Origin of the sequence: Stenotrophomonas sp. Sm6012 (genome assembly GCF_030985895.1) — a bacterium.
Taxonomy (GTDB): Bacteria; Pseudomonadota; Gammaproteobacteria; order Xanthomonadales; family Xanthomonadaceae; genus Stenotrophomonas; species Stenotrophomonas forensis.
In genome coordinates this window covers 19,344-46,171 of record NZ_JAPTFX010000007.1, presented here as the reverse complement: position 1 = coordinate 46,171, position 26,828 = coordinate 19,344, and the positions used below count along the sequence as shown (strand labels likewise).

Genomic DNA, 26,828 nt, shown 5'->3' with positions numbered 1-26,828 from the left:
CCGTGGCGCAGTTCCGAGCGGTTCGCGCAACGTAGCTGCAGCTGACTGACGACGATCAGTTGCTCCAGAACGCCAACGCCGAACATCTTTGTTGGTCCGGCCGCGGCAGTGATGTTTCCCAGCAATTGCGCAGGGTCTGGTGCCAGTTGTGCGCATGAAACCTGCAGATATGTAGGATCTGTCTATCTAGGCTTCTATTCTGCTGGAAATTTCACGTCATTACGATGAGTTATGGAAGTGCCAGAGTTGCGCGTTTTTCCGCGCACAACGGAAGAAGACACCCCTAATGAGCACATTTGCGCGCAAATGAGTCACATGCCGATCCAGTCCCCTGAGGAAATTGCCGAGGCCCTAGGACGGCGGATCAGGGCGCGCCGCCTTCTGGCCAACGTTTCGCAAGCATCGTTGGCCGACAAAGCAGGGATCTCTCGCAGAGCATTGGTGCAACTGGAGAGCGGGCAAGGATCAACGGTCCACACGCTGATCTCCACCCTTAAAGCGTTGGGCTTGGAAGAACAGCTGACTCTTCTCGTCCCGGTCCCGACCGTTAGTCCAATGGCTATGCTGAAGGCTAAGCGTTTGCGCAGCCGAGCGTCCTAGAGCCCGGAGAGGCGCCTGGTAGCCTCCCACGACGCAAGCGTAGCCATCTCTTGCCATCGTGTAGGGAATGAAATTTCACGAGCGTTGCAAATTGACTTTTAAAGTACAGCGCTACTGTGACGCCATGTCGGAGCGCGCGGCCGCCGAGCGGTTAGGAAGATTTATCGGGGGTAGAGCGGATGTCAGCTACTGGCTGGAAGCAGTCGTGGGCTCGACATGGCAGCAACCGACCCTAAGCCGACCTTATTGCGTGCCCGTGAGCAACTTCCGGTAACTTGCACGGACTTGCACCAGGGCGGGTCATATCCTCGAGCAGCTTAAATAGCGCAGTGAGCGTCTGGGATTCGAGCATTCGTGTTATCGCCAATAGGTTTGAGGACAAGGTTCTTCTCGTTGGACAACGGCAGATCCCCAAACTTCTTTAGCGTGCGCAGTCTACGAAGTGCGACCGACTATTCTGGAGTACAGGGCATCAGACCAACGCAGCGTCCGCGTCGTTGGCCCGTACGATTGCTCATGACATCGGCGGCCGAGAGTTCAGATCTAGCATTGCGCACTCGCCATCTCACGTGGTCGGCGCTGGATGGTGCTATCGCCTATCCAGGCGCCTTATCCAAAGCCCGGGCCGTGACCACGAACCTAGTGGCACGTGAGCTCAATCGAGACGTATTGATCCGCGCAGGCGCGCATTAATCCGATCCACCAGCCACAGGAGACTTCCGCGTACTATGCCATGAAGTCGGGCTTGATGGCTCCGGTAGAGCAAGATATGGCTCATCTGCGCCAAGCGCCCGCGTAGCGTCGCGCCCTTCAGTAGACCGAACTTTCCCAGCGAGGCGTACGCATCGTATTCGCCCAGCGACACCAAAGCGCCGAGATCGCGGTGCACGAAATCCGGTGGTGATGAACCACGTTCGATCACGCGGGGCAAATTGCGGATGAGGTACTGGGCATGTTGGTGAGCCACCTGCGCGGTCGGAGGCAGGGAGCGTTCGCTGCCGGGCAACGTCAAGCTTGAGCAGTCCCCCACGGCATAGATCCTTGGGTCCAACGTTGTCTGCAGTGTGGGTCGCACCAGGAGTTGGTTAACAGCGTTGACTTCCAAACCCGCAAGGTCAGCCAAGAGGCCTGGCGCCTTCACCCCAGCCGCCCAAATCTTCAACGATGCTTCCAACCTACTCCCATCTCCCAGCACGAAGCCATCGGCATCTACCGCACCGACCCGAGTATCCGTGCGTACTCGTACCCCCAATTGCTCTAGCCGGCTGCGAGTGGAGTCCGAGATGTCCTTGGGAAAGGCCGCCAATAGCCGTGGACCGCTCTCAATCAAGGTGATCGAAATGCGCGACACAAGGTCATGGGCACCATAGGAGGCCGCCGTCTCTGCCAACTGCACGAGTTCAGCAGCCAGTTCGACACCGGTCGCACCTCCGCCGACGATTCCGATAGACAACTGTGCTTCCTGAGCCACGCACTGAAGGATCCGCAGCCGGACCTCCTTGTTGAATGCATCGGCCTGTTCACGTGAGTCGATACGGTAGCAGTGGTCTGCGGCGCCGCGAGTCCTGAAATCGTTGGTCTGGCTGCCAACGGCAATAACCAGTGTGTCGTACTCCAACGTGCGCTCGGGAATAAGCAACCGTCCGTCGTCGGCATACACCGCAGCAATCTGCAGCTCACGTCGTTCGCGATGCAGCCCGCTAAGTTCGCCAGGCTGGTAGACAAAGCCAGTATCTCTGGCTTGCGCCAGATAGGGCGTCTGTTGCTGCGACACGTCGCGGGTGCCGGCAGCGATCATGTGCAACATTGGCTTCCAGACGTGGGCCGAGTCCCGATCGACCAGTGTGATGGTGGGCGCGCGGGAGCGGCGCCAGCGTCGCGCCAACGTGCTGGCGATCTCCAGTCCCGCGACTCCGCCTCCGACGATGACGAGCCGATGTGTTGCCCGATGGTCGGTCATGGCGCGACCCCGGAAAATGTTGGAGCCCGGCCCAGCCCAGAGGTGGCAGTGTGCCGCAAGTGCGTATCGTTGCCGTGCCATCGTGTCGGAGCAGCTATGCCTGCCACCACGCGAGGCGAACGCGCCGCAGCCGTAGGCCTTAAACGTCCCGAGGCTGCTGCCGCGTGCCCTGAGCACGCATTTGATGCATCGAAGGCACTTCTAGGCGGTGTAGAAGTCGGGTCATTGAGTGGCCGGTCGAGCATGTCTTGGGGCACATCCAGGCTTAGTTCGCGAGCGCGACGCCGCTGATCGGCACGTTCCCGAAGCTCGATCTCCATGATGCACAGCCCAGGAGAACTTCCACCAGCAACCATATCGTACGCCGTGAGGTCCGCCGCCAGCGGGAATATGCAAGCGCCGTCGGGGCCGGTTGCACAGTGACTATCGTCGAGTTTCTGCATCTGCATCCTCACCTTATCGCGGCGCGATTTCCGCCGGGGCGGTGCGCGGCATACCAGCGGCCCCCGTCGGGCTAGCTATGGAGGTGACTGGGGAGGTGGCTGGCTGCTGCGCCACCCAGCCAATGACTTGCTCGGCCAGCGCGTCAGAAGCCGCGCTGAACGCGGCGATGACGTCGGCCTCGCGCTTGCTGGTGGCAGTGCGCTCCACTTCAAAACGTCGGCCGCCCCCCTTTCCTGGTTGACCATGGTCGTCCAACCGGAGATCCAACCGAATTGCCACGACAGAGGCATCGCCGCGTTGCTCGAACTGGAACGCCTGGAGCGTTCCCACTAGGTTTCGTTCCGAGCCAAAGCTCGAGCTGTCAACACGTACGGCTTGCCTTGCGTCGTGGATGAAGGCTTCGGCAAGCCGATCGCGAAGCAAGACAGGAGCATTGTCGGCCCAGCGCAGACCTGCCCAGGCTGCCAGCCGTCCGTCCGGCTGGGCGATGATGACGCGGTCTGAATCGAGCACCCGGCTGCTGACAGGCGTGTGGATAACAAGGACGGGCCCTTGAGGCCGAGCCTGCGCGCTGGGCGCCGTGTACGTCGACCGCGGCAGTGACAACTGATACGTGGCTGCCGGCTCCTGCTTATAGAGCAGACTGCAGCCCGGTAGCGTTGCCAGCAACAGCAGCGCTGCTAGTGCGGCCGGGCGCTTGTGGAGGGCGTCATTCATGGTTTGGTTTCCTCGATATTTTCGCCGCCAAGCAAGTAGCCGGCAGGGTTGCGATCCAAGCGGCGTAGGACAGTGTTGAGGTTGGATAGAGAGAGTCGAAGTTCGTTCATGGCCGGGCCGGCACTCGCCATGCCCTGGTCAAGGGAAGCCTCGTTGCGCTGCAATACGGACTCAATTCGTGCTGAGCTGCGCTCCAGCGACGCCATGGCCTCTCGTGTGCTCGCCAGCGCCGGACGTCCTTCCTCATTCAGAATCGAGTGTGCGTCACCGATCACCGCATTAGCTTTACGCAATGCGGCGGTTGATTCCTGGCTTGCCTCGGTCAGATTGTTGACCAGAGCGGCGAGCTCGGAGCGCTGTTCAGCAATAGCGCTCGAAGTGCTCTCCAGATTGACCAAGGTTCGATGGATCAGTGCCACATTCTCTGGGGAGAACACGTCATGCGTTCGTCGCAAAATCCCATTGACCGTAGTCATGGTGTTGCCATCGCCGGACACCAGCGAGGCCAGCGCAGAGCGCGGCGCCAGGATCAATGGCTCTTCGCCATCTTTCCTGGATAGCAGAGGGACCTTCGGGCCCCCGTCGCTCAGCTGAATTACGGCGGCACCGGTAATGCCCGTGACGACTAGTTCCGCGCGAGTGTCCTGGCGGATTGCGATCGACGTGTCGACGCGAACGCGTGCGATGGCGCGGCGCGGGTCTTCCGGCAGTAGAGAAAGCGCAACAATCTCGCCCACAGTAATTCCGCTGTATTGCACAGGGCTGCCGATAGACAGACCTATTACCGGTTCGTCAAACATCACCCGGTAGTAATGGAATTCGCGATCGGAGCGAGCTCCGCCTAGCCACAGCGCGACGCCAAACCCGACTGCGACGAGGAAAAGGACGAAGATGCCAATGGTGATGTGGCGTGCATGGGTTTCCATGGTTCACAGGACCTTATTAGTTAAATTGCGACCGTCCCGCACTGCCTCATGCATTGGCGGTGGTGCCCAGACAAATGGGACAAAGATGCTCATGGGAGGATGCCTCGTGTGATAAAAGCGGTTTCATATTTCGTATGCATCATTGAATCGATGGGCTTTGACGTGTAGTCCACGCGTGCACCATGCCAATACGCAAACCAAGCCTGGAACATCAGAATGTTCCACAGGTGCGTATGCCACTTACGTTCGCCGCGTAGAAACGCCTCCCAGAGTGCCCGGACCTTGACCACGTCCAAATGCCCGTGCTGACGCAACAGACGCGGGTCGAGAAGCGCCTCGGCCCATTCACGCAATGGACCCGCTAGCCACTTGGCAATCGGCGGGCCGAAGCCACGTTTGGGGCGATACACAAGCTGATCTGGCAAGTAGCGTGCGAGTAGATGTTTGAGAATGCGCTTGTACTCGCCACCCCCACACTTCAGGTGGTGTGGTAAGCCCCAAGCCAAACGTGCGACATCCATGTCCAAAAGAGGTGAGAACGTCTGGACGCCGCTGGCGTTCGCGGCTCGGGCGACCTTGACCAAGATGCCCTCCGACAGCACCGTGCGGAAATCCAGGAGTTGAATGCGTGCCTCGTCCGACATCCCCACGGCACGCTGATCGAATGCGGTAGGCGGCTCTTTCGCACCTACAACCACACCTGTCGGATCGCGCCAGCGCGAAACACGCTGCAAATAATGACCTTCGACGCCATCTGCGGTCATTTCCGCCAGTACCGCTCGCCACCCGCCCAAGCGCCCGCGCTCGACATCAAGATGGCTTGCGCTTTGTCGCGCCAGCGCACGCGCCCAATCGGGAAGCCCGGCACACCAACGTGCGTTGCGCAAGGCGCGGCCGTAACTGGGATGACCAAAGAAGAGCTCGTCACCGCCATCGCCGGTGAAGGCGACCTTCTTGTGCTCTCCAAGCAGTTGACTTGCCAGGAGCGTTGGAATCTGCGAGGAATCCGCAAATGGCTCGCACCACACTTGCGGAACACGATCGAGAATATCGCGCGCTTGGTTGGCATCGATGCGATGGCTATGATTGTGAGCGCCCAAGTGACGCGCGACCTGCGAAGCCCACTTGCTTTCATCATGGCCGGGATCATCAAACCCGACAGTCCAGGTGTCGACCGGTGTAAACGACTGCTGCTGCATTAGCGCCACTATTAGCGACGAGTCGGTTCCTCCGGACAAAAACGCGCCACAGGTCAAGGGCGAGTGCATACGACTGGAGACCGCCTGGCGCAGCGTAGATTCCAAAGATTCAGTGGCATGCTCTAGCGACGGCACTATCGATGATTGTTCTTTCAGCGCCTCCTTCATTTCCTCCTGCGCGGACCAATAGCTTCGGCCGCCCTGTATGGCCTGCATTGACCCACGCGCCGCGTGGTCTCTCATCCCGATACGCAGGAGTGCGCCAGCCATCAACTTATGGATACCAATGTAGATGGTGTGCGGTGCCGGCACATAGTCGTGGCGCAGCAGGAGGCAAAGCGCGTCTTGGTCGATCGCTGGCATAAATTCCGGGGAAGCTTGTAACGCCTTTAGTTCGGAACCGAAACGCAAGGTGCTTCCGTGCCACCCATAGTACAGAGAGCGCTCGCCCACCGGGTCCCGTGCCAGCCACAACTCACGCTGGTGGTTATCCCACACTGCGAGGGCGAAGGCTCCCTCGCAGCACTCGATCGCCCGTTCTACACCCCAGTGGCTAACGGCTTGAAGCAGTAGCTGCTCGTCACTGCTCCTGCGAGGCGCGTCGCCGAGCCAGTCCTTCAGGCGAGCGCGGTTAGATATGCGTCCGTCAAGGCACAGCGTATAGCGTCCACATAGAGATTCCATTGGCTGCCGTGATGCGACTTCGACCGCTCGACAATGGCCTAGGATCAGTCCGGCGTCGGTGTCGGCCCAGTACGCACTGCGGCTTCCAACCTCGTGCTGCAGCGCCCATAGCATCGGCGACACCTGTTGCAGGAGCGCGTCTTCGGCCATGGGCTCGGCCCACAGTCCAACCAGGCCAGTCATTAGCCCATACTCCCGTTCGTAGCGCCTGCTGCTGCACGGCCCCGAGGACCATGGAAGTACGACTGAATCCAAGGGTGGTCATAGCCTTCTACGGCCTGGATGCGATCGTTGACCAGCACGCGGCGACTGGCCAGAACGGCCACACGGTCGCAGATGGTGTAGAGCGAGTCGAGATCGTGGGTCACTATGAACACCGTCAACCCCAGTGCATTGCGTAGGGTCAGGATCAGCTGATCGAACGCAGCGGCGCCAATTGGGTCCAAGCCCGCCGTGGGCTCGTCTAGAAAGAGGATCTCCGCGTCCAAAGCGAGGGCGCGCGCTAAGGCTGCACGCTTGATCATGCCGCCGGACAGTGAGGAGGGGGACTTGTCTGCCGCATCTGGTGGCAGACCAGCGAGTGCAAGCTTGCTTCGTGCGAGATGTTCAGCCTGCGCGCGAGGCAATCCTGCGTGCTCGATCAGTGGAAGCGCGACGTTCTCAATCACGCTTAGCGACGAGTACAACGCACCCTTCTGGAACAAAATTCCAAAGCGGCGTTCCAGCTGCGTGCGCGCGGGGCCCTGAAGCTGCAGTATGTCCTGGCCTTGAATGCGTACGACGCCGGCTTTGGGCTGCTGAAGCCCGACGATGCTGCGAAGCAGAACCGACTTGCCAGTACCGGAGCCACCGACCACCCCGAGTATCTCGCCGCGTCGTACGTCCAGATCCAGGCCCTGGTGTACCTGTTGTCCACCGAACCGGTTCTCCAGCCCCCGCACTTCAATTGCGTGGGGCGTCGTTCCTTGCTCCATGCCGCTCACCATTTCATTTCCATGAAGAACAACGCCGCCAGTGCGTCGAGCAGGATTACTACGAAGATCGACTGCACAACGCTCGATGTGGTGTGGTCGCCAACCGATTGCGCGCTACCGGCAACCTTGAATCCCTCATGGCAGCCAATCGCAGCGATCATCACGGCGAAGAATGGCGCCTTGCTCAGTCCAACCAGGAAATGCTGAACTTCGATCTTGTCCTGCACGATGGCGAGGAACTGAGATAGGGAGATGTCCAGACTGAACACGCAGACCGCAGCACCACCGGCGATGCCCGCCAGCACACCAACCAGACTCAGAAGCGGTAGCGAGATAAGTAGAGCGAGCACTCGCGGCAGAACCAGTAGTTCAATCGGGTTGAGGCCGCCTGAGCGCAGCGCATCGATCTCCTCATTGGCCTTCATGGAACCCAGTTGCGCGGTATAGGAACTGGCTGTGCGGCCCGCGATCAAGATGGCGGGCAACAAGACCCCGAACTCACGCATGAAGGCAAAGGCCACCAGGTGCACAGCGAAAATGCTGGCACCGAAGTTGGCCAACACGGTCGCACCGAGGAAGGCGACGACCGTCCCCACCATGAAACTCAGCAAAGCAACAATGGGGATGGCATCAACCGCTACGCGTTGAATCTGTGCCACCACAGCGGTCAGGCGCCAACGCCGTGGATGCGGGACGATAGCCAGCCAGGTTTCAAGAATCTGTCCGACGAAGCCTGCAAGCCCGAGGAAGCTGTTGAAGCCCCGCTCGGCCATGGCGCCAACACGCTCTAAGCCGCGCCGAAGTGCCGGGGTGGACTCGGCGCTCTCGGGCGTTGAGATCTGCTGAGCTTCCGCCGCGTCCGCGAGCGTCTCCAACAGTGCACGGCGTTCTGGTGACAGACCCTCGTCCGAGCCAACATGAGTACGCACTAGATCTGCGCCGAGCATCTCTACTAGCAGCGCGGCACCGGCAGTATCAAGCCTTCGGATATTTGCCCAGTCCAAGATCGAAATCGCGGACTGACCAGAATTCTCCACACGCAGGCCGGCGACCATCTTGGACAACTTTCCATAGTGTTCAATCGTCCAATCGCCGCCGGCTGTCCACGCCGCAGGCCCTAGCGCCTTGGCTGAGCGACGAAGCCATGCTTCAGTCATGGGATGTTCTCCAGGCTATGGCACAGCGACGGCCACCAGTTTGGCGAGAGATTGCAATCAAGCAACTCATACGGTCGCTCCCTCCTGCGTCGACTTGCCACGCACGCGCAGCGAGAACAGCAGGTCGTACAGGATCGGAATCAGACCCAGTGTCACGAGCGTGCCAAGTGCAAGCCCGCCGATCATGGAGATCGCCATACTGGTCCAAAGTGGCCCGCCAAATAGCATCAGGGGAACCAGGCCAACGATGCACGTCAGCTTGGTCATCACGATCGGGCGTAGTCGCATCACTGCCGCTGAGATCACCGCCTCACGCCGTGGCAGGCCTGAAGCCAGCTCTGCCTCGATTCGCTCCAGCAGCAGAACCGCGTTGTTGACAATGATTCCTGCCAGGGCCAGCAAGCCGAAGGTCGCAATGAAGCCGAATGGCTGCCCAGTCAGCAACAACGCAAGCGCCGCTCCAATCAGCACGAAGGGTACGCTTGCCACAACGATGAACAACTTGCGGAACGAATTGAACTGCCACACGAAGAGCAACAGGATCATGATCAGTGCATGCGGCATGAACTGCAGCAATGACTGGTTGGCCTCTGCCGAGTCCTCGATCTCGCCGCCAAGCTCAATGCGATAGCCCGGAGGCAGCTTAATCCCATCAATCTTGGGAGTGACTGCAGCGACGATCTCGTTGGCAGTCAGGGTTGGATGTCGGCCAGTTACGGTCAGCGTGCGTACCAGGTTGCGGCGCATGATCGTTGACGGCTCTGTTGCCGTGGAGACCGACGCGATCGCGGACAGTGGCAGCGGTTGACCGCCTGCCCCCGGATAGACCAGGGTGTCTGCCGGAGTTCCGGTGGCGTTTCGCTCTCTGGCATCGCCTCGCAGTACGATCGGGGCGGCGACACCATTGTCGCGAATCAGCGATGCTTGTACGCCGCTGTATCGCAACTGCAACGCGTTTGCGACGTCATCGCTACTGATGCCTGCTCGACGAGCCTTGAGCTGGTCGACCTCAATAACGTAACGCGGTACACGAGACATCCAATCGTCATAGACGTCCTGCATGCCGTCCACGCCGCGCAAGGCTACGGCAATGCGTTCGCCGACGTCACGCAATACCGTCTCGTCAGGACCGACCACGCGGTAGACGGCTACGCCAGCCTCGGTCGCACCCAACGGGAAGCGTTTGGGCTCGGCGCGTGCCTGCGGGAACGTCTCCAGCATGTGACGGCGGGCGCGATTGATCACCTGTTCGATGTCTGTGCCCGGTGCAACGCTGATTGTGAAATAGGCGATATTGGCGCCCGGCAATGGTGGGTTCAGGCCCAGAACGATGCGCGGACCGCCGTCGGCGACGTAGCCGATGCTATCGGTCACCTCCGGGTTGATCTTGGCGTCGGCAAACCAGCGGCTCATCGCTTGAACCGTACGCAGCGTTTCCCGCGAGTCGCTTCCTGGTTGCAGCACCACCGGCATCTGGAACTGCAGCCGGTCGGACTTAGGCAGGAAATTGTAGGGAATAGAAGCCAGCACAACTGCGGCGGCAACAAGCAATGCCAACATGCTGCCAATGAACAGCGCCTTGTGATCCAGGACGCGAGTGATGATCCCACGGTATCCGCGATAGAAGCGGGAGTCGTACTGTCCTGCACTCTCATCATGGCCGGCATGCACTTTGGCAAAGTGAAGACACAGCAACGGCGTGACCGTGATGCTCAGCAGCCAAGAGCCGAGCAGCGTCAGGCCGAGCACCATCGGAAGCGAGCGCAAGTACTCGTTAGTCGCGGTTTGTCCGATAAAGAAGGGCGAGAATGCCAGCACGATCACCAACGATGAGGTGAGCAGCGGTATCGCCAACGTCCGGCCCGCCTCGATGCAGGCATGACGGCGCTCCTCACCGCATGCCAGTCGGCGTTCGATGTCCTCGGCGATGACGATGCCGTTATCGACGAGCAGGCCCAAGGCCATGATGATGGCGGCGATCGAAACTGTCTGCAGCTCTACGCCCAAGGCGCGCATGGCGATCAGGCCGCCGAGAATGGTCAACGGGACGATTGCGCCGACGATCAGGCCCGTGCGCCAGCCCAAGAAGAGCATGACCACGATCATGACGATCATGATCGTCTCGCCCATCACCTGGTGCATGCGACCCATCTCGCGTGCGACCACATCCGCCTGGAACGTGACCACGTGTTGCTCGAAGCCCGCCGGCAGCTGCTGCGCAGTCTCCTCAAGCTTCGCGCGCAACTGCGCGCCGAAGTCGCCGATGTTGTAGCCCGGCGCCATCGAGACTGCAACCACGACCGCCGGCATGCCTTGATATACCGCAGCGGCCTCAGGCGGGTCAGCAGGCGTCACCTCAATACGGGCCAATTGGCCCAGTGGCACCTGACGTGTACCGGACGCACCCGTGGCCGACACCAAGAATTGGCGCAGGTCTTCTGCGCTGCGAAGCTCGCCGGAGGTTGCCGCTGTCATCGCCATGCCCGAAGCCGACACCAACCCGCCTGGGGCGACCACGTTCTGTGCTTGCAGCTGCTGCATCACCGCTGACGGTGTGAGGCCAGCCTCAACCAAGCGCCCGCGGTCGAACGACACATAGACGCGGTCCTCCTGCAGGCCGTAGAAGGTGACCCGTTCTACCGCGGACAGCGTATGTAGCTGTGCGCGCATCTCGCGCAGCGGCTCACGCATCTCGCTCATACTGTAGCCCGGCGCCGTGACCGCAATTGAAGCCACCGCTACACGTCCAAAGTCGTCGTCGACGAAGGGACCAAACGTGCCCACCGGCAATGCCTGGCCGGCCTCGGCCGATTTGGCTCGTACCCGCTGCCACAGTGCCGGCAGGTCCTTAACATGGTCGTAGGCGGTCAACTGGATAGTCGCGCTGCCTGGACGCACGGTGGTCACGATCTTCTTCAGGCTGCCTATCTCACGCAACCGCTCCTCGACCGGCTTGGCCAGCAGGCGCTCAACCTGTTCACTGGGCATGCCAGGATGAGAAATCATCACCAGCGCATCGCGGATTGTGACGGTGGGTTCTTCCTGCGAGGGGAAGCCGAGGAAGGTGACGATGCCGCCAACCAACAGCATCAGCGCCGCGAATAGCGTCAGGCGGCTAGCGCTTAGAGCCGAACGGGTTACGTTCATGGACGCCCCGCATCATTCAGATGAGACGCGACGCGCAAAGGCAGCACCGCTTGACCATCGCTGAGGAAGGCGCCGCCTGCGGCAACTACTTGTTCACCCGACCGCAATCCTGAGGTGACCCGTATGCGCTCACCCTCTATCGGGCCAAGCTTGACGGGGCGGCGGACCACAGTGCCCGCTTTGGCATCGTAGACGAACACCGCATCCTTGCCCTGCTGCGCGATCACTGCCGGCAACGGTACGGACAGATCGTTCTCGGACGCACCAGACAGCGACAGCATCAGGCTGTCGCCGCTGCGCAACGGTATCGAAGCTTCGGCCACGTCAAAGATCGCCTGGACGCTGGCGCCGCCTTCGAGCCGTGAGGAAACGCTTCGCAAGCGCAGCGTAAACGCTGCGGCATTCGCGTCGGCGCGGCTCGCTTGGACCAGTGACCCTGGAGTGAGGCCCTGCGCAATGGCTGCCGGCAGCGTCGCAACTGCCTGCGGCTGGCCTTGCCCTTCGACCTGCACCACGACCTGCCCGGCCGCGGCGTCAGCCTGCGGCTGCAGTAGCCGAGCGACCACACTGCCGTCAAAAGGCGCACGCAGTTCACTCTGGCGTAGTGCACGAGCTGCGAGGGCACGATCAGATTCGGCCACACGCAGCTGAGACTGCGCCGAGTCGTGAGCTACCTGGGCGCTGGTTAGGCTCGCCTGCGAGACCACGCCATCTTCGAACATCGCTTGTTGCTGCTGCAGTTGGATTTGCCGCTCTTTTGCCTGACCGGTCGCAGCCCGCAGATTCGCCTCAGCCTGAGTGAGGCGCAGCCGTGCCGGCTCGGCATCCAAGCTTGCCAACACCTGGCCCTTGCGTACACGGTCGCCTACGTCGACTGCAATTTCGGCAATGCGGCCACCATTCTCGAAGGCAAGGTCCGCCCGATGCTCCTGGCGTAGCGTCGCAACGAAGCGGGACGCTGCGTCTGCGGAGCCCGCTCCGATGGCCTCCAGCTTCACAGATCGCGGCTGCGCAGGTGCTGCAGCATCGGGACTGCACGCCGACAGCATCAATGCTGCGGCCAGCAGGCCAACGGGATAGAGGGAACGTGCAATATGCATGGACATACCTCCGGCCGCTTGCGCGCCGGTCAGATAATAGGAAGGAGTGCGCTGTGCAGTGGGCCTACTGGCTTGGCCCGGCATTGGCGGTAAGCGGTGAGTCATTGGTTGGGTTCTCTCTTAAAGCCGGGCGGGCAATTCGACGCCGTAGAACGCTCTGAACAGCGCGATCCGGCTCAACGCGAGATCGCGCTGGCTCTGCAGGTGTTCGAGGGCGATCTGCGTGGCCTCGACGCGGTTTGCCAGCAAGTTCTGGCGGTCCTCTAGCCCGCGGGTCACGCGTCGCTCGGCGCGTTCAATGCGCAATGACGCCAGGCGATCCTGCTCTCGCAGATTCGCTTCGGACACGGCAAAGGTTGCGCGGGCATCAAGGGAGTCAGCGACCTCTCGGAATGCGGCTTCTATGCTTCGCTCGTACTCGACTACACCGGCCTGCTTGCGGGTCCAGGCCAGGTCGAGGTTGGCTTTGTTGCGGCCGAAGTCGAAGATTGGCAACACCAACTGGGGGACAAAGGACCAGGTACGACTGCCGGACTTGAACAAGTCACCCAACGAATCGCTGGCGCTGCCAATCGAGGTGCTAAGGCGAATCGAAGGGAAGAAGGCAGCACGAGCCGCGCCGATGTCGGCATTGGCCGCGCGCAGTTCAGCCTCGGCCTGGCGGATATCGGGACGCTGCAGCAACACCGTGGAATCTAGCTCGCGCAGCGCTGCGACCGTGTCGGGCGCGACCGAGGATGCCAGCGGACCGGGCTCCACGTCAGTGTTGAATCCGGTGAGCAATTGCAGCGCCCGCCGGGCGGCGGCAACGTCATCGGCGCCGCGCAGCTCGGCAACCTGGGCCTGTTCGGTACGAGCGCGCCGGCGGTCCAGCTCGTCGCGAGCAATTAGCCCGACCGATTCCTGAGCTTTCGCCATCACAAGCAACGCTGCGCTATCGGCATGAGCCGCCTGCAAGCGCTCGTACGCCTGTGTCGTCGCGCAGAGCAGTACGTAGGCCCGAAGCACTTCGGCGAATAGGGCACCGCGTGCCGCCTCCTGCCCAGCCTCGCTGGCCAGATAGCGCTGACGGGCCGAGTCGGAGAGCGACTTCAACCGCCCGAAAACATCGAGCTCGTAATTGCTGATCGCAACGCCTGCGCGCGTCAGATCCTGTCGATAGCGTTCGCGTAGCGCGGGGTTGTCGAAGCCCTGCTGCGTCTGTTGCGCCTCTACCCCTATCGCGGGCAGTCGCGCCGAGCGCTCAATACGGTACTGCGCCCGTGCCTGCTCCACCCGCAACGCGGCAGTGCGGTAGTCGGCGTTGTGTGCCAAGGCACGGGACATCAGCGGGATCAAGTCCCGATCTGGGGTCAGCGCCAGTAGGAAGTCGCGCTCTTGCGCCGTTAACGCCGGGGCTTGGGCAGCCTCTGAAGCTGGGGCAGCGTCAGCGCTGGCCTGCCCGAACGTCACGGGCACCACGTGCGGCGGCCGCTCATAGCGGGGCGCCATTGAACACCCAGCTAAGAGCGGTACGATTAGCAAGGGGACGATCGACCAAGCTAGGAGATCGCGAGATGATTTTGGCGGCATGCGTTCTGTCCAGCGTGTTACAAGAGTCGCTGTAGGTTGCCACCCGGAATTGAAGAGGAGCTTCGGGTTTCTTTTGGATTTGATTAAGAACGGCCATTTCGCGCCCGGCGCGATCTCCTGGACCACGCAATAGCGAGCGAAGTCACTATGTCCCAACAGAAGATACTGGTCGTCGAGGACGACCTGGAGAGTGCCAGCATCTTGGATGCGTACCTGCGCAAGGACGGTTTCCAGGTCGCCATGGCGCACGATGGTGCCCAAGGCCTGCAGCTACACGCGCAGTGGCGGCCGGACTTGGTGCTGCTCGATGTGATGCTGCCTAAGATCAGCGGAACCGATGTTCTTTCGGCGATCCGCCGCGTCAGCGACACACCGGTGATCATGGTCACTGCGATCGGCGACGAACCCGATAAACTCGGCGCCCTGCGCTACGGAGCCGACGATTACATCGTTAAGCCCTATAGCCCCAAAGAAGTGGTGGTGCGAGTGCATGCGGTGCTCCGCCGTGCACGCCCCTCGCAGCGCGCGGACGGCCTGCTGCGTCATGGTAGCGTCGTTGTCGATACTGGCGCAGTCCAGGCCTGCGTTGAAGATGCGTCCGGACACCCGATTCCGCTCAACCTGACACCTGCTGAATTCAATCTGCTCGCCAAGCTACTGAATACGCCATTCAAGGCGTTTACTCGTCACGAGTTGCTGGATGCCTGCTTGCCGGAGAGCGACGCACTGGAACGATCAGTCGATGTGCACATTCACAATCTGCGCCGCAAGCTCGAACAGCACGGTGTTAACGGCGTGCTAGTGACCGTCCGCGGCTTCGGATACCGTTTCCAATGAAACTACTTGCGGCAATGAGGCTCTGGCGACGTCCCGGCTCGCTGTGGTGGTGGTTCGGCCTGCGTATGAGCGCGCTGGCAGTTGGCACCGTCTTGGTAATAGCCGTCGGCATGTGGGCGTACTTCGACATTACGGACGCGCTGGCATTGCGGCAAGCTCCTGAGGAAACTCGACAGGAGATTAAGCAACTGCGGGAAGACCCCCGGGGTAATGAGACCCGTTTATGGACGCTACTGGAGCGATACTACAATATAAAGCGCCTCAGTCCCGGCCTCACCAATCCAGACTGGCTCATGCTGGCCGTCATGGTCATCATTTCTATTCCCATCGTGATTCTGCTCGGGATGTGGATATCTCGTCCACTGTCGCGACAGTTCGTTCTTATCGCCGAGGCGGCGCGCAGGGTCAGCGAAGGTCATTTCGGCAACCGAGTCAGCGCGGTCGTCGCTACTCCGGGCGAGCTAGCGGATCTTGTGCGCAATTTCAACGACATGACCATGCGACTGCAACAGTACGAGCGCGAAGTCCGCGATTCCAGCGCGATGTTGGCGCATGAATTGAGAACCCCGCTCAATGCAGCAATGGGACGCATCCAAGGCATGATGGACGAGGTTTTCCCAATGGAACAGGACCAACTGGGGGCCGTGCTTCGCCAACTGGTGCAGATCAACCGGCTGGTGGGCGACCTGCATCTGGTCTCATTAGCACGCGCGGGTCAATTGCCGCTTGAACTGGACAGCTTTCCACTCGATGAAGTGATCGTCGAACGGCTGGAATGGGCAGCGGCCGATCTAGCGCAAGCGGGAATCCGGCCGGTGGTGTCGAATGCGACCCGTATCTGGCTATATGCGGATCGCGACCGTATTGGTCAAGTCCTGACGATCTTGATCGATAATGTTCTGCGCTACGCAGTGCGCGGCAAGGTCTTAGAAATCGATGCCTACAGCGCGTCGTCGGGCACGGTGATTACCGTCGCAGACCGTGGGCCTGGGGTCGCAGAAGCCTATCTTCCCAACATGCAGGATCGCTTCTGGCGCGCGGAAACTTCGCGCGCCCGGCACTCCGGTGGTAGTGGCCTAGGTCTGGCGATCGCCGCGGCTGTGTGCCGGGCGCATGGTGGCGAGCTGGAATGCGGCAACCGCAGCCAAGGCGGGTTGATCGTCAGTGTGCATCTCCCCGACCGAGCATCCGGGTAGGCAGGTTCAGGTGCTCGTTGTTCCGACATTCGGAAGGCCAACGTTTCGGCAACTTGAGCCGAGGCACGAATCCGGAAAGGTGTATTGCCGAAATGGGCCGCAATTGCTGCACCTACACTAATCTTCTCGACAAGGAAGAACGGTGGTCAGCCCCTGGACCACCAGCCTTCTTGTGCGTTGATCGAGTCAGCGTCGCTAGCTGCCAGTCGAGAGCCTGTTGCACCCCTGATCCTGGCCATGCAACGCTGATCGACAGGGCTGTAGGCAGCGGTAATTCACGAACCTCATGACCGGCTCGCTGGGATCAACGCGGCAGTGCGGTGGATCCGGACTGGGTGGCTGGGCGCTAGGAAAATTCAACTTCGACCGCAATAGCCTTCAGAAGGCTAGAGCTTTGGTAGACAAACCTCAGTTCATGGCCGATGTGGGATGCCGCGTCATGCTTGAGTGCTATCCGTGGCGTCAACTTCGGCTATGGCTTCGAAATTTCTTGAGCAGCTCAGAACCGGCACGCGACAGGTCCTCAGGGGCGAGCTCCTTAATGGAATCCAAAACATATCCAAAAGAAATCTTCAAACCTAGCCGGCATGATCCATACCGGCCCGATGCGTTGACACAAGCGCGAGGCGATGCCTTTTGTACGGCCAGCCTATGACTGCTGCAGGTCAATCTGAGAGGGGCCTCGCCACTTGGTCGCTTTTGATTTAGTCGCGTTGGCATGGCAAGAGGATCAAGGCTATCCCAATTCGCAAGGCACACCTGAACATCGGACTTATATGGAACGGGCAAATTTGAAGAATCGTGCTTTCATTCTCGCGCTCGCCATCATTACGCTGGTGTTCGGCTGGCTGCTGCGGCCCTTCTATGCGGCGATTTTCTGGGCCGCCGCGTTGGCAATCTTGTTCTGGCCGATCTATGAACGCATCCTGTCCTGGATGCCGCGAAAACCTGGGACGGCGTCGCTGCTCTCTCTACTGACGTGCACGCTGCTTCTGGTGGTGCCCCTGGTCCTTATCGCGGCATCTGCCGCGCAGGAGATCGGGCAGCTCTACGAACGGTTTCTGAGCGACGGGGGAAGTGGTCTTGAAGCACGTATGGAACGCATTGCGGATGGCGCTCCACCGTGGTTATGGCAGGGATTAGAACGTTTGGGCCTCGGCCCGTTTGATAGCGTCCGCGGCCAGGCGATCCGGGCCTTCGAGCAACTATTGCAGTTCCTTGCCTCACATGCCGTGGCGTTCGGTCAAGACACCTTGCAGCTCTTGGCGAACTTCGTTCTGATGCTCTATTTGCTCTTCTTCGCATTCCGGGACGGGACTCTGCTAACCGAGCGGCTTCGCGACACGCTTCCCCTCGATCGCAGTTATCTGGGCGAGTTGGGCCACCGGTTCGAAACCATGATCAAAGCCACAATCAAAGGCAACCTGATGGTCGCTGGCATCCAAGGCGCAATCGGCGGCATCTTGTTCTGGGCATTGGGCATCCAGGGCGCGGTCCTTTGGGGCGTGGTAATGGCAGTTCTCTCGCTGGTGCCAGTGTTGGGAGCATGGCTCGTCTGGGGACCTGTAGCGCTGTACTTGCTGGCCACGGGCGCCGTGTTCAAAGCCGCGGTCATGGCCGTGATCGGTGCAGGTGTGATCGGACTAATCGACAACCTGTTGCGTCCAATCCTGGTCGGCAAAGAGGCACGCATGCCGGATTATTTGGTACTGCTGTCTACCCTCGGGGGGTTGTCATTGTTCGGATTGACCGGTTTCGTTGCCGGTCCGGTCGTAGCGGCGATGTTCATGGCAATTTGGTCTCTGTCTGTTGGAGAAAATAACGGACAGGAGCGAGAAGCCCTGTCGGTGCCTCTAGTGCCAAGCGACGGATAAGGCAAGGGCAAAGACAGAGGCGTCGCCGATATCGGCGACCAGTGGGAACTGGTGAACTAGGAAGCGCGCCGCTCGTCTTGCACTAGTCCTAGGTTCGCTAGCAACCAGACAGCCAAGGATGCGCTGGCTTTTTCATACGGCCCGGCGATACGAGGCTGGAAACCAACATCTCGAAAGTTCTCTTTTGCAGATGGCACCGGACTTCACCAATGGCAAGGAAGACAAAGCAAGCTTCGCAGCTAACGTGCGCCCAGGTGCTTGATGCTGCTGGTTGGTGCTTTCGCACACAGGGAATCTACAGAACCACCATTTCCGCGATAGCGAATCGCGCGGGCGTCTCGCGCGGGGCCGTGTACTGGCATTTCCAGAATAAGGAACAGTTGCTCGCAGCTGTACTCGACCGAGGCCATGTGCCGATCTTGGAGCGCCTTATGGGTGTAACCCGGGCCTCCGCGCCGGTATTGCCCGCACTGCGCGCCTGTATGGTGCAACTTGCCTTGGATGTTCAAAGTACACCACACATGCGCGAGGCACTGGAGATCGTCTTCCGACACGGCGATTTTGCTGGGGAATGTATGCCGCCTTGGCCCCCTCAACAGGAAATGATCGGACGCACAAACGCGGTGCTAAGGGTCGTATTCGCTCGAGCGGCGCTGGCCGGTGAATTGCCAATTGCAGCAAGTCACCAAGCGGCGCTCCTGACAGGCTTTGCCTTTTTCCAAACGCTTCGGAATTGCGTGATCGCAGACGCCAGGACCGTGTCGAGGCCAAGCAGTATCGAGGGGCTTGATCTGCTCTTCGCATGGATAAGCGCCCAGATTAGGGGGGCAGAGGCCGATTGATCGCAACACGGCGTTGAGGCCTCGGGCTGCGCCATGAAGTGCACTAGCTTCCCCCACTGACTGGATGGCTGGACGTTAACTCCTCTGGGATCGTCGAAATTCGCGATCCGCGTCTATGAACGCCTGCAGCATATGCGGGACCAGCGTTGCCGCATCAACGGCCTCTCCGTACGTCTGCGAATGGAGAGCGGCGTAGCGGTCAAGATCTGCCTTAAGGCTGGCCGGGCACGAAAACGTGACCTTCACGCTCGCGGTTCTCGGTAGCGCCCCCAAGCGAAGTTTGCGTGCGCTCATTGTGAAGCCCCCCGATTGAAGAACAACGGCTGGTAGGGCCGCAGTACCAGATCGCGGTTGGCGATGATGCGAACCGGCAGGCCCGGCCGCTCAGTCAGCGTCGGCTGGATGTTCATGTTGCGCCGGGTCATTTCCTGCCCGACCTGATTGATGCTGTCCTGCGCGCTGTCGCGGCCGGCGATGATGATGCGGTCGCCGTCCTGGCGGTTCTCGGGCGCGGCCAGCTCGGCGCCGACACCTAGCAGCGTGGTCAGCGCCGCGCCGGCGAAGATGCGGCCCCAGTGGTAGTCCACGTCGTCTTCCAGCCCGGCATAGCCGGCCGGGTCGGCTCCGACCAGATTGTCGAGCGTGAGCGAAGACGTGTCGGGCAGGATGATCCGGTTCCACACCACCTGCACGCGGCTCTGCCCGTAGCTCACCTGGCTGTTGTAGCGGCCCAGAATGCGCGAACCCTTCGGCATCAGCAAAAAGCGCCCGGTAGCCGTGTCATAGACAGGCTCCGTTACCGTGGCGATCACATCGCCCGGCAAATCCGACGTGATGCCCGTCACCAGTGCCCCGGCGATGACTGTCCCAGCCATCACCTGATACGGCGAAGCCGGCATTTGCAGATTGCCGGAATTACGGGTTTCCGCAGTTCCGGCTTTCTGGAATGCCTCTTTCTGGTCTTGCCGGTTCTGTACCGCCGTCGGGTCGACGGGCTGCGCCGGTGTGGAGGCCGGCCCGGCCGCCATCGGGTCGAACGCCGCATTGGCGGCGAAGCCCGGCGCGGCGGCGGCCTGCGACTGCGCCACCGGCGCGGCCTTCTGCGTGCCTGAGCGGAAGAATACGGACGATGCCGCAGCCGCTTCGGCTTCCTTGCGCAGCGCATCGTTGGGGTCGTTGCCAGGGGCCGCATAGGCGGCCGCCACCGGCTGCTGCGACTTGACGATGGCCGGGCCAAGATCACCCGGCAGCGGCGGCCCGAGTTCGGGCACCTTGGGCGGCAAGGCCGGCGGCAGCTTGGAGTAGTCCGCCGGCAGCGCGTCCAGTTCTTCGGACTTGGAAACGCGTTCGACGTTGTAAAGCTCGGTCTGCTCGTTGGCCCCGCGCCGCTGCGGTTGCAGCGACCACATCAGCGCGCCGAGCACGGCGACCGACAGGCCGCCGGTGAGGATGGCCAGCGTGCGCCGGTTCAGGCGCGTGACCGGACGCGGCTGGGCGCGTAGCACCACCGCCTCGGGCGCGATCTTGCCCGCCGCGTGCGGCGCGGCGAGGTCGGGAGTGTCGTCTTGGTTCATGGTCAGTTCCTCCGCGCCGCGCCGTCGGTGCGCTCGATTCGCACCACGTCGCCACCATCGCCACCCAGGCGCAGTTCGGCCGCACCAAAGAGGCGATCCACGATGTAGTACGGCGAACGGAAACGATAGTTGACGAGCTGGCCGTCACCCTGCGCGCCGATGACGAACAGCGGCGGCAGTTCGCCCTGGGCGATGCCTGGCGGAAACTGGATATAGACCTTCTCGCCATCGTCGAAAGCCCGCTGCGGCTTCCACGGCGGATTGCTGCCGCTGATCGCGTAACGGAAGCGGATCTTCTCCAGCGCCAGGCCGGTATCGACCGGCGCGGCTGTCTGTGCGGCCTGGGACTGGCGCTGCAAGGCCAGCATCCTGTCTTTCGGGTAGTTCCAGGACACCGAGGCCATCCATGCCTTCTCGGTCGAGGTCAGTTCCAGCAGATACGTCCGGCGGCTGGTGGTGATAACCATATTCGTTTTCAAACCCGAGCGGGTGGGCTTGACCAGCACATTGACGCGCAGCGCCTCTCCGCTGCCGCTGGAGGTGTCGCCGACGATCCAGCGCACGGTGTCGCCAGCGGCGACCGTCACCAGTTCCTCGCCGGGCTGGAGCGAAACCACGGTGACGCGCCCCGGTGCCGCATAGACCTGATACAGCGCACCGTCGCTGTACGGCCACACCTGAATCGCGTTGACGTAGCCCTCGCGGGTCGGCGCGATGCGCGCTTCTGCATTCGCACGCGAGACGCGTACTTTCTCGTCGGCCGGCTCCGGCACGGTCGCTGGCTCGTCCACCTCCGGCAGCGGCTTCAACTGCGCAGCCAGCGCCAGCGGCTCGGGCACGGCGACAACTTCCACCGGCTTGGGCGGCTCGGGCAGCGGCTGCGCTTGCACCGGCTCATCGAGCGAGATGGACGGCGGCGGCTTGCCCTGCGAGGCGCAGCCCAGCAAGGACGACGTGGTGGCCGCCACTGTCAGCACTAAAGCGTAAAAGCGGAAAGGCAGGTTCATGGCTTGGCTCCTTCGGAAGAATCCAGCTCGCGGCTCCACGACAGGCCGTTGACGTAGATCCCCAGCGGGTTCTTGCGCAGGCGCTGTTCGGTGCGCGGGGTTTGCAGGACGGTAGAAAGCACGGCGTTCCAGCGCTCGGTGCCAGCGGGTGCGCCATTGACGAACCGCTGTTCCGTCCAACGGACGTTGAACGAGGCATCGCTGGCGCGCGTGACGCTGGTGATCTGCACCGTCACCGATTCGCGGCCGACGCGCGCGAACGGATCGTTTTTGCTCGCGTAGTCGTTTAGCACGGCCGCGCCCTTGTCGGTGGTGTAGTCGTAGGCGTCGAGCCAGTTCTGCCGCACCACGATGGGGTCGATGGACAGGGAGCGCACCAGAGCCACGAAGCGCGCCAGGTGATGCGCGATCTGCGCATCGGCGGGCCGGTACGGCGTGGCGGCCTCGCCTACAGTACGCACCTGGCCGGATTGATCGACTTCAATGACGTAGGGCGTCACGATGGACTGCGCCGAGCGCCAAACCAAGCCGCCCGCCATCAGTAAGGCCAGCACCAAGCAGCCGAAGGCCATCAGCCGCCAATTCTTCGCCTGCACGCGGGCCAAACCGATACGCTCGTCCCACACCTGGGCGGCGGCTTGATACGGAGTGGCAGGCTGCGGCGTATCGGCATAGCGCACCTGCGGTCGTTTGAATCGCATGGTCAGTTCTCCTTGTGAATCGCTTTAATCGTCTGATCCGCGCAGGCTCGGGCCTTGCCCGGAGCCGCCGCCATCGCCACCGCGCAACGTGTGTGCGGCAGTGGTCGCGGCATGGGTGATCTGCTGGCGGCGGTGCATCCGCTTGGCCCATGCGGGCTGCTCTTGCTTCTGCGAGCTGGCGGCGCCGTCTGCGGCTTCGCCTGCGGCCGCCTGGCCGGAGCCGGCCGCACCGGACGCAGCGCCGCCACCGGCCTCTGTGCCGTTCCATCCAGCACGGAAAGAGCCGGTCATCTTCTGCGCAGCGCCGGACGCGCCGGATGCGGTGCTGCGCCCGGCAGCCTGCGCGCCGGTCTTGGCAGAGTGGAACCTCCGCTCCTGGCCGGAACCAGCCGTGAGATTCAAGAGGAGCGAGGGGCGGCAGCACACGGCCCGTAGCGGACGTAACTCTGGCGATGTCGACCACTACTTCTCCTGAGTCGCCGACGCCAACGGTATGCTTCGTTCGACTCCCAAGGCCGCGAACCTTCGTGGGGCACCTAAGGGAGCGTCCTAATATTTCAAGGGCCGACAAGATTGGACCGCCATCACGACGGTGCTTGGCTCCTCGGCCGTTGGCGAGGGCCAATGCGCCGCGGAGTCAGCTCTGCCCATAGGCCGTTGCAACCATAAGTTTTCAGCCCATGCGCAACCATAGGTTCAGCAAAAACGCAAACCTATGCTTGCCCGTCTACAATGGCGCACGGCGAGTTCCCTGAACGGGAACCATATTTATATACCAGTCAGTTCAATATTCAGGGTCGATTAGACCCCCTAACGGATAATTCACACCTGTCGATCGCCTCCTCTCTCTCCCCCTCCCGGGAGGCGGTCGACGAAACCAAAATAATTAAAGGTGTGTCCCGATGAACAAGAATTCGCTGCTTGCCCTGGGTCTTTTGGCTGCTCTGCCGTTCGCTGCATCGGCAACCGACGGCCTGTCGTACAACTACGTTGAAGGCGGCTATGTGAACACCGATGCCAAGGGCGGCGACGCCGATGGCTGGAAGGTGAAGGGTTCCGTTGCGGTGCACCCGAACTTCCACATCTTCGGCGACTACAGCGCGCAGGAGACCGACAAGTTCAAGAACGACGTCGACCAGTGGCGCCTGGGTGTCGGCTACAACTACGGCATCGCACCGAACACCGACCTGGTGGCGCGCGTTGCGTACCAGAAGTATGACGAGAAGCGCGGCCTGGACTTCAACGGCTACTCCACCGAAGTGGGCGTGCGCACCGCGTTCAACCCGTACGTGGAAGGCTACGTGATGGCCGGCTACGAAGATTTCAGCAAGAAGCACGGCTACAACCCGGACGGCGAGTTCTACGGCCGCGTCGGCGCCACCGCCAAGTTCAACCAGAACTGGGGCCTGAGTGGCGAAGTGAAGCTGGCCAAGGCCGGCGACCGCGAGTGGTTCGTGGGCCCGCGCTTCACCTGGTAACAAACGCCTGTCGTTAGTGCGTGTTGTGCTGGCGTGTGACTCTCTCTCTCTCCCACACGCCAACCGAAGCCCGGCCTCGCGCCGGGCTTCACTTTTATGGGCACCGCGTTCACCGGCATCCCGGGCTTCAGTGATCGGGGCTCTGCACCAGCCCGAGCCGGATCAGGCTTTCGGCGGTCGCCACGATGGCGTCCTCGCGCGAACGCGGTGACCACCCCAGCATGCGCTGCGCCTTCTCGCTGGTTGCGTTCATGGTGCGGCCCAGCAGTGGCATCGAGCCACGCAGCGCCGGGTCCTTCAGTGCACCCAGGCGCATCACCCAGTTGGGAATGACACGGGTACTGACCTTGCCCGCGGAAGCGCCCATGCGCTGCTTCAGGATCTTTGCCACCTCGCCCAGCCACAGGCTGTCCCCGGCGATGGCGATGAAGCGCTCGCCGCTGGCCGCCGGATGGGTCATCGCACGCAAATGCAGGTCTGCCACGTCCCGCACGTCCACGAATCCGCAATTGATCTTCGGCGATCCCTTCTGGCCCTGGAGCAGATTGCGCACCAGGCGGATGGAGTGCGAATAGTCGCTGCCCAGCACCGGGCCGAGCACTGCGGTCGGGTTCACCACCGAGAGCTCCAGGCCACCGCCCTCGCGCGCGATGAAGTCCCACGCAGCACGCTCGGAGAGCGTCTTCGACTTCTGGTAGAGCCAGACATCAGCGGACAGATCGCTCCAGTCGGTCTCGTTGAACGGGCGGCCGATGTCGCCGTGGCCGGCACAGATCGCGCCGAAGGCCGAGGTCAGCACCACCCGTTGCACGCCGGCGTCGCGCGCCGCGCGCAGGACGCGCAGGTTGCCATCCACGGCCGGGCGCACCCACTGTTCTTCGCTGGTCTGTTCGCCGGTGGGTGTAGGCGATGCCCCATGCATCACGTGGCTGCAGCCGGCAACGGCTTCGGCCCAGCCCTCGTCGCGACCGAGGTCGGCCACCACCACGCTGAGGCGATCGCCCGGCTCGGCGCCACCGACCTTCAGCTGTTGGCGCACCTCCGCTTCGCGCGACAGTGAGCGCACCGTTGTGCGGACGTCGTAGCCGGCCGCGAGCAGGGCCAGGATGCAGTGCTGGGCGATGAAGCCGGTGCCACCGGTCACCAGGACGGTCGTTTTCATGGGAACTCTCCAGATACGTGGGGGGATTGGCGGGCCATCCCGACGCGGATCCTGCGGCACGGGCGGCTATGTCTACAGCTGTATACATGCGTTGCCGGCCATTGTCTACAGCTGTATACTTAACGCATGAACACGCCCGCCGCACCGACCACCCGCACGCGCCGCCAACGTGATGCCGAAGCGACCCGCGAGGCGATTCTGGCGTCCGCACGCCGGGCCTTCGCCCTGTCCGGCTATGACGGCGCCGGAGTGCGTGACATCGCGGCCGGGGCCGGGGTGACGGCGATGATGGTGAACCGCTACTTCGGCTCGAAGGAGCAGCTGTTCGCGGAGGTGGTGGAAGACACCATGACCCAGGGCAGCCTGATTGCCGGCGGCATCATGGACCAGCCGGAACCGGGCAAGGCACTGGCGCGCGCACTGGTGAAGATGACCCGCGCCGATGCCACGCCCATGGACGGATTCCTGATCACCTTCCATTCCGCATCGAGCCCACTGGCAGCGGAAATCGGCCGCGACAAGATCGCCGCGCATCACCTGGAGACCGTGGCCGCCTCGCTGCAGGGCACGCAGCGGGCCGAGCGCGCCGCGCTCATCCTGGCGATGATTTCCGGCTTCCAGGTGATGCGGCAGATGATCGCGCTGCCGGCCCTTGCCGATGCCGACGAGGACGAGCTGGCCGAGTTGCTGGGTACGGTATTCGAGCGGTTGATCCAGCGGCCTGCAGCCGGGCCGTAGGATCAGTTCACCGGCTTGCCGTAACTTTCGGCGAGGATCGCCTTGTACTCGGCCAATGACGGCAGGCCCATGGCGCTGCGCCGCGCGTCCAGGCCGGGCATGTCTTCGGTAGGGCGCAACTGCATCGCGCCGTCGTCGCCCTGCACGAACTGGCTGCCGTAGCGCTGCGGCTTGCCCTGCGCCACCAGCACGCGGTCGGTGAGCAGGGCCACGTCGGCACGGTCGGCCTCGCCTGCCTGGGCGGCGTGTTCGATCAACGGCAGCACCTGGGCCTGGAAATCAGGGTCCTGGTCGGCGTGCTGCACCAGCAGCCAGGCCGCCTTGGCGCCATCACGGCCAACCTTTGAACGGGTCGGCCATCCCTTCTCGGCGATCACGGTCTTCAGCCACTCCGCATTGGCCTTGGCTACAGGTGCGGTGCCCTTGAAGGCCTCGCCGCCGCCGTCCGCGATGGCTGCATGCTGCGCGGCCTGGTCGCGGGCTTCACGGTCGAGCAGTTCCCTGCGCAAGGGTTCGTCCATCATTCCCGCACGTTGTTTCTGCATCGCTTCCGCGCGGGCCAGCATCCGCGGCCACTCCGGTCCGGCACGCAGGGCATTCAGGCCTGGGCGATCCTTGTGCAGCAGATCCTCGAGGGGAAGGCGGTCCTGGCCCAGCAGCGCGATGACGTAGGCCATCGCCGCGGCGTGGTCACCGGTGGCGGCGGTGCATTCGACCAGCAACAGCTCGCCACCGTCCGGGAAGCGCTCACCGTTGTGGTACATCGCGCCGAGGGCACCGGCACAGCCTTTGGCGTCGTCGTCCTGATAGCGCTGCAGTGCCTCGTAGAACGAACCGGCCCCGGCCGCATGGGTGCTGCCGGTTGCAGCCAGCAGCACAAGCAATGCCGGTGCCAGCTGGGGCGTGAGGATGAATGCCAACGTGTCTTCCTCCATGAAG

General features: G+C 62.1%; 22 protein-coding genes and 1 pseudogene. 7 read left to right on the top strand and 16 right to left on the bottom strand.

All coding sequences use genetic code 11. The features are described 5' to 3' along the window. Positions 1 to 231 precede the first annotated feature (231 nt). On the top strand, positions 232 to 600 hold the full coding sequence (locus O0J73_RS02685; protein WP_308307952.1) for a helix-turn-helix transcriptional regulator: 369 nt from the start codon (positions 232 to 234) through the stop codon (positions 598 to 600). A 655-nt stretch (positions 601 to 1,255) separates the two neighbouring features. Here the strand turns inward: O0J73_RS02685 and O0J73_RS02680 are convergent. The 9 genes from O0J73_RS02680 to O0J73_RS02640 all read right to left on the bottom strand — a co-directional run bounded on the left by O0J73_RS02680 (position 1,256) and on the right by O0J73_RS02640 (position 14,480). Continuing rightward, positions 1,256 to 2,560: an NAD(P)/FAD-dependent oxidoreductase gene (locus tag O0J73_RS02680; protein WP_308307951.1), complete on the bottom strand. Its 1,305-nt coding sequence runs from the start codon at positions 2,558 to 2,560 to the stop codon at positions 1,256 to 1,258. A 456-nt stretch (positions 2,561 to 3,016) separates the two neighbouring features. Beyond that, on the bottom strand, positions 3,017 to 3,721 hold the full coding sequence (locus tag O0J73_RS02675; protein ID WP_308307950.1) for an ABC-type transport auxiliary lipoprotein family protein: 705 nt from the start codon (positions 3,719 to 3,721) through the stop codon (positions 3,017 to 3,019). After that, positions 3,718 to 4,647: an MlaD family protein gene (locus O0J73_RS02670; RefSeq protein ID WP_308307949.1), complete on the bottom strand. Its 930-nt coding sequence runs from the start codon at positions 4,645 to 4,647 to the stop codon at positions 3,718 to 3,720. Before O0J73_RS02670 ends, O0J73_RS02675 begins: the two co-directional genes overlap by 4 nt. 89 nt (positions 4,648 to 4,736) lie before the next feature. Then, complete coding sequence (asnB, locus tag O0J73_RS02665) at positions 4,737 to 6,713, bottom strand: asparagine synthase (glutamine-hydrolyzing) (RefSeq protein ID WP_308307948.1); 1,977 nt, start codon at positions 6,711 to 6,713, stop codon at positions 4,737 to 4,739. Continuing rightward, entirely contained in the window at positions 6,713 to 7,504 is a 792-nt protein-coding gene (locus tag O0J73_RS02660) for an ATP-binding cassette domain-containing protein (protein ID WP_105164953.1), read from the bottom strand. Before O0J73_RS02660 ends, asnB begins: the two co-directional genes overlap by 1 nt. A 5-nt stretch (positions 7,505 to 7,509) precedes the next feature. Further along, positions 7,510 to 8,661 carry an ABC transporter permease gene (locus O0J73_RS02655; RefSeq protein WP_308307947.1) on the bottom strand — a complete coding sequence of 384 codons (1,152 nt, stop codon included), beginning with the start codon at positions 8,659 to 8,661 and terminating at the stop codon, positions 7,510 to 7,512. Positions 8,662 to 8,727: 66 nt separating this feature from the next. Further along, the gene (locus O0J73_RS02650; RefSeq protein ID WP_308307946.1) at positions 8,728 to 11,808 is read right to left on the bottom strand and encodes an efflux RND transporter permease subunit; all 3,081 of its coding nucleotides are present in this window, start codon (positions 11,806 to 11,808) and stop codon (positions 8,728 to 8,730) included. Then, a complete protein-coding gene (locus tag O0J73_RS02645) occupies positions 11,805 to 12,908 on the bottom strand; it encodes an efflux RND transporter periplasmic adaptor subunit (RefSeq protein ID WP_308307945.1) in 1,104 nt (367 codons plus the stop codon). The genes O0J73_RS02650 and O0J73_RS02645 overlap by 4 nt, the downstream gene beginning before the upstream one ends. 120 nt (positions 12,909 to 13,028) lie before the next feature. Continuing rightward, entirely contained in the window at positions 13,029 to 14,480 is a 1,452-nt protein-coding gene (locus O0J73_RS02640) for an efflux transporter outer membrane subunit (protein WP_308307960.1), read from the bottom strand. 147 nt (positions 14,481 to 14,627) lie between these two features. Here O0J73_RS02640 and O0J73_RS02635 point away from each other — a divergent pair, with 147 nt between their 5' ends. The 4 genes from O0J73_RS02635 to O0J73_RS02620 all read left to right on the top strand — a co-directional run bounded on the left by O0J73_RS02635 (position 14,628) and on the right by O0J73_RS02620 (position 19,229). After that, entirely contained in the window at positions 14,628 to 15,317 is a 690-nt protein-coding gene (locus O0J73_RS02635; RefSeq protein WP_105163722.1) for a response regulator, read from the top strand. Then, complete coding sequence (locus O0J73_RS02630) at positions 15,314 to 16,513, top strand: ATP-binding protein (RefSeq protein ID WP_175201556.1); 1,200 nt, start codon at positions 15,314 to 15,316, stop codon at positions 16,511 to 16,513. Before O0J73_RS02635 ends, O0J73_RS02630 begins: the two co-directional genes overlap by 4 nt. A 791-nt stretch (positions 16,514 to 17,304) precedes the next feature. Further along, positions 17,305 to 18,387 carry an AI-2E family transporter gene (locus O0J73_RS02625; protein WP_308307944.1) on the top strand — a complete coding sequence of 361 codons (1,083 nt, stop codon included), beginning with the start codon at positions 17,305 to 17,307 and terminating at the stop codon, positions 18,385 to 18,387. Between the two features lie 209 nt (positions 18,388 to 18,596). Then, complete coding sequence (locus tag O0J73_RS02620; protein WP_175201557.1) at positions 18,597 to 19,229, top strand: TetR family transcriptional regulator; 633 nt, start codon at positions 18,597 to 18,599, stop codon at positions 19,227 to 19,229. A 75-nt stretch (positions 19,230 to 19,304) separates the two neighbouring features. On the opposite strand, the gene O0J73_RS02615 is transcribed toward O0J73_RS02620, so the two are convergent. The 5 genes and pseudogenes from O0J73_RS02615 to O0J73_RS02595 all read right to left on the bottom strand — a co-directional run. Then, a complete protein-coding gene (locus O0J73_RS02615) occupies positions 19,305 to 19,523 on the bottom strand; it encodes a DUF2274 domain-containing protein (RefSeq protein WP_308307943.1) in 219 nt (72 codons plus the stop codon). Then, entirely contained in the window at positions 19,520 to 20,803 is a 1,284-nt protein-coding gene (locus tag O0J73_RS02610) for a TrbI/VirB10 family protein (RefSeq protein ID WP_308307942.1), read from the bottom strand. Before O0J73_RS02610 ends, O0J73_RS02615 begins: the two co-directional genes overlap by 4 nt. Before the next feature lie 2 nt (positions 20,804 to 20,805). Next, positions 20,806 to 21,810 (bottom strand): P-type conjugative transfer protein TrbG, encoded by a 1,005-nt coding sequence (gene trbG, locus O0J73_RS02605; RefSeq protein ID WP_308307941.1) that lies wholly within the window; start codon positions 21,808 to 21,810, stop codon positions 20,806 to 20,808. Then, a complete protein-coding gene (gene trbF, locus O0J73_RS02600; protein ID WP_308307940.1) occupies positions 21,807 to 22,511 on the bottom strand; it encodes a conjugal transfer protein TrbF in 705 nt (234 codons plus the stop codon). The genes trbG and trbF overlap by 4 nt, the downstream gene beginning before the upstream one ends. A gap of 24 nt (positions 22,512 to 22,535) precedes the next feature. Beyond that, a pseudogene (locus O0J73_RS02595) lies at positions 22,536 to 22,874 on the bottom strand (P-type conjugative transfer protein TrbL); the annotation flags it as partial. Between the two features lie 539 nt (positions 22,875 to 23,413). Here O0J73_RS02595 and O0J73_RS02590 point away from each other — a divergent pair. Continuing rightward, on the top strand, positions 23,414 to 23,989 hold the full coding sequence (locus O0J73_RS02590; RefSeq protein ID WP_004153562.1) for an Ax21 family protein: 576 nt from the start codon (positions 23,414 to 23,416) through the stop codon (positions 23,987 to 23,989). 127 nt (positions 23,990 to 24,116) lie between these two features. On the opposite strand, the gene O0J73_RS02585 is transcribed toward O0J73_RS02590, so the two are convergent. Then, on the bottom strand, positions 24,117 to 25,151 hold the full coding sequence (locus O0J73_RS02585; protein WP_308307939.1) for an aldehyde reductase: 1,035 nt from the start codon (positions 25,149 to 25,151) through the stop codon (positions 24,117 to 24,119). Between the two features lie 126 nt (positions 25,152 to 25,277). On the opposite strand from O0J73_RS02585, the gene O0J73_RS02580 reads away from it, so the two are divergent. Beyond that, positions 25,278 to 25,889: a TetR/AcrR family transcriptional regulator gene (locus O0J73_RS02580; RefSeq protein ID WP_308307938.1), complete on the top strand. Its 612-nt coding sequence runs from the start codon at positions 25,278 to 25,280 to the stop codon at positions 25,887 to 25,889. A 2-nt stretch (positions 25,890 to 25,891) separates the two neighbouring features. Here the strand turns inward: O0J73_RS02580 and O0J73_RS02575 are convergent, their stop codons facing one another. Further along, positions 25,892 to 26,809 carry a DUF6624 domain-containing protein gene (locus tag O0J73_RS02575; RefSeq protein ID WP_308307937.1) on the bottom strand — a complete coding sequence of 306 codons (918 nt, stop codon included), beginning with the start codon at positions 26,807 to 26,809 and terminating at the stop codon, positions 25,892 to 25,894. Positions 26,810 to 26,828: the final 19 nt, after the last annotated feature.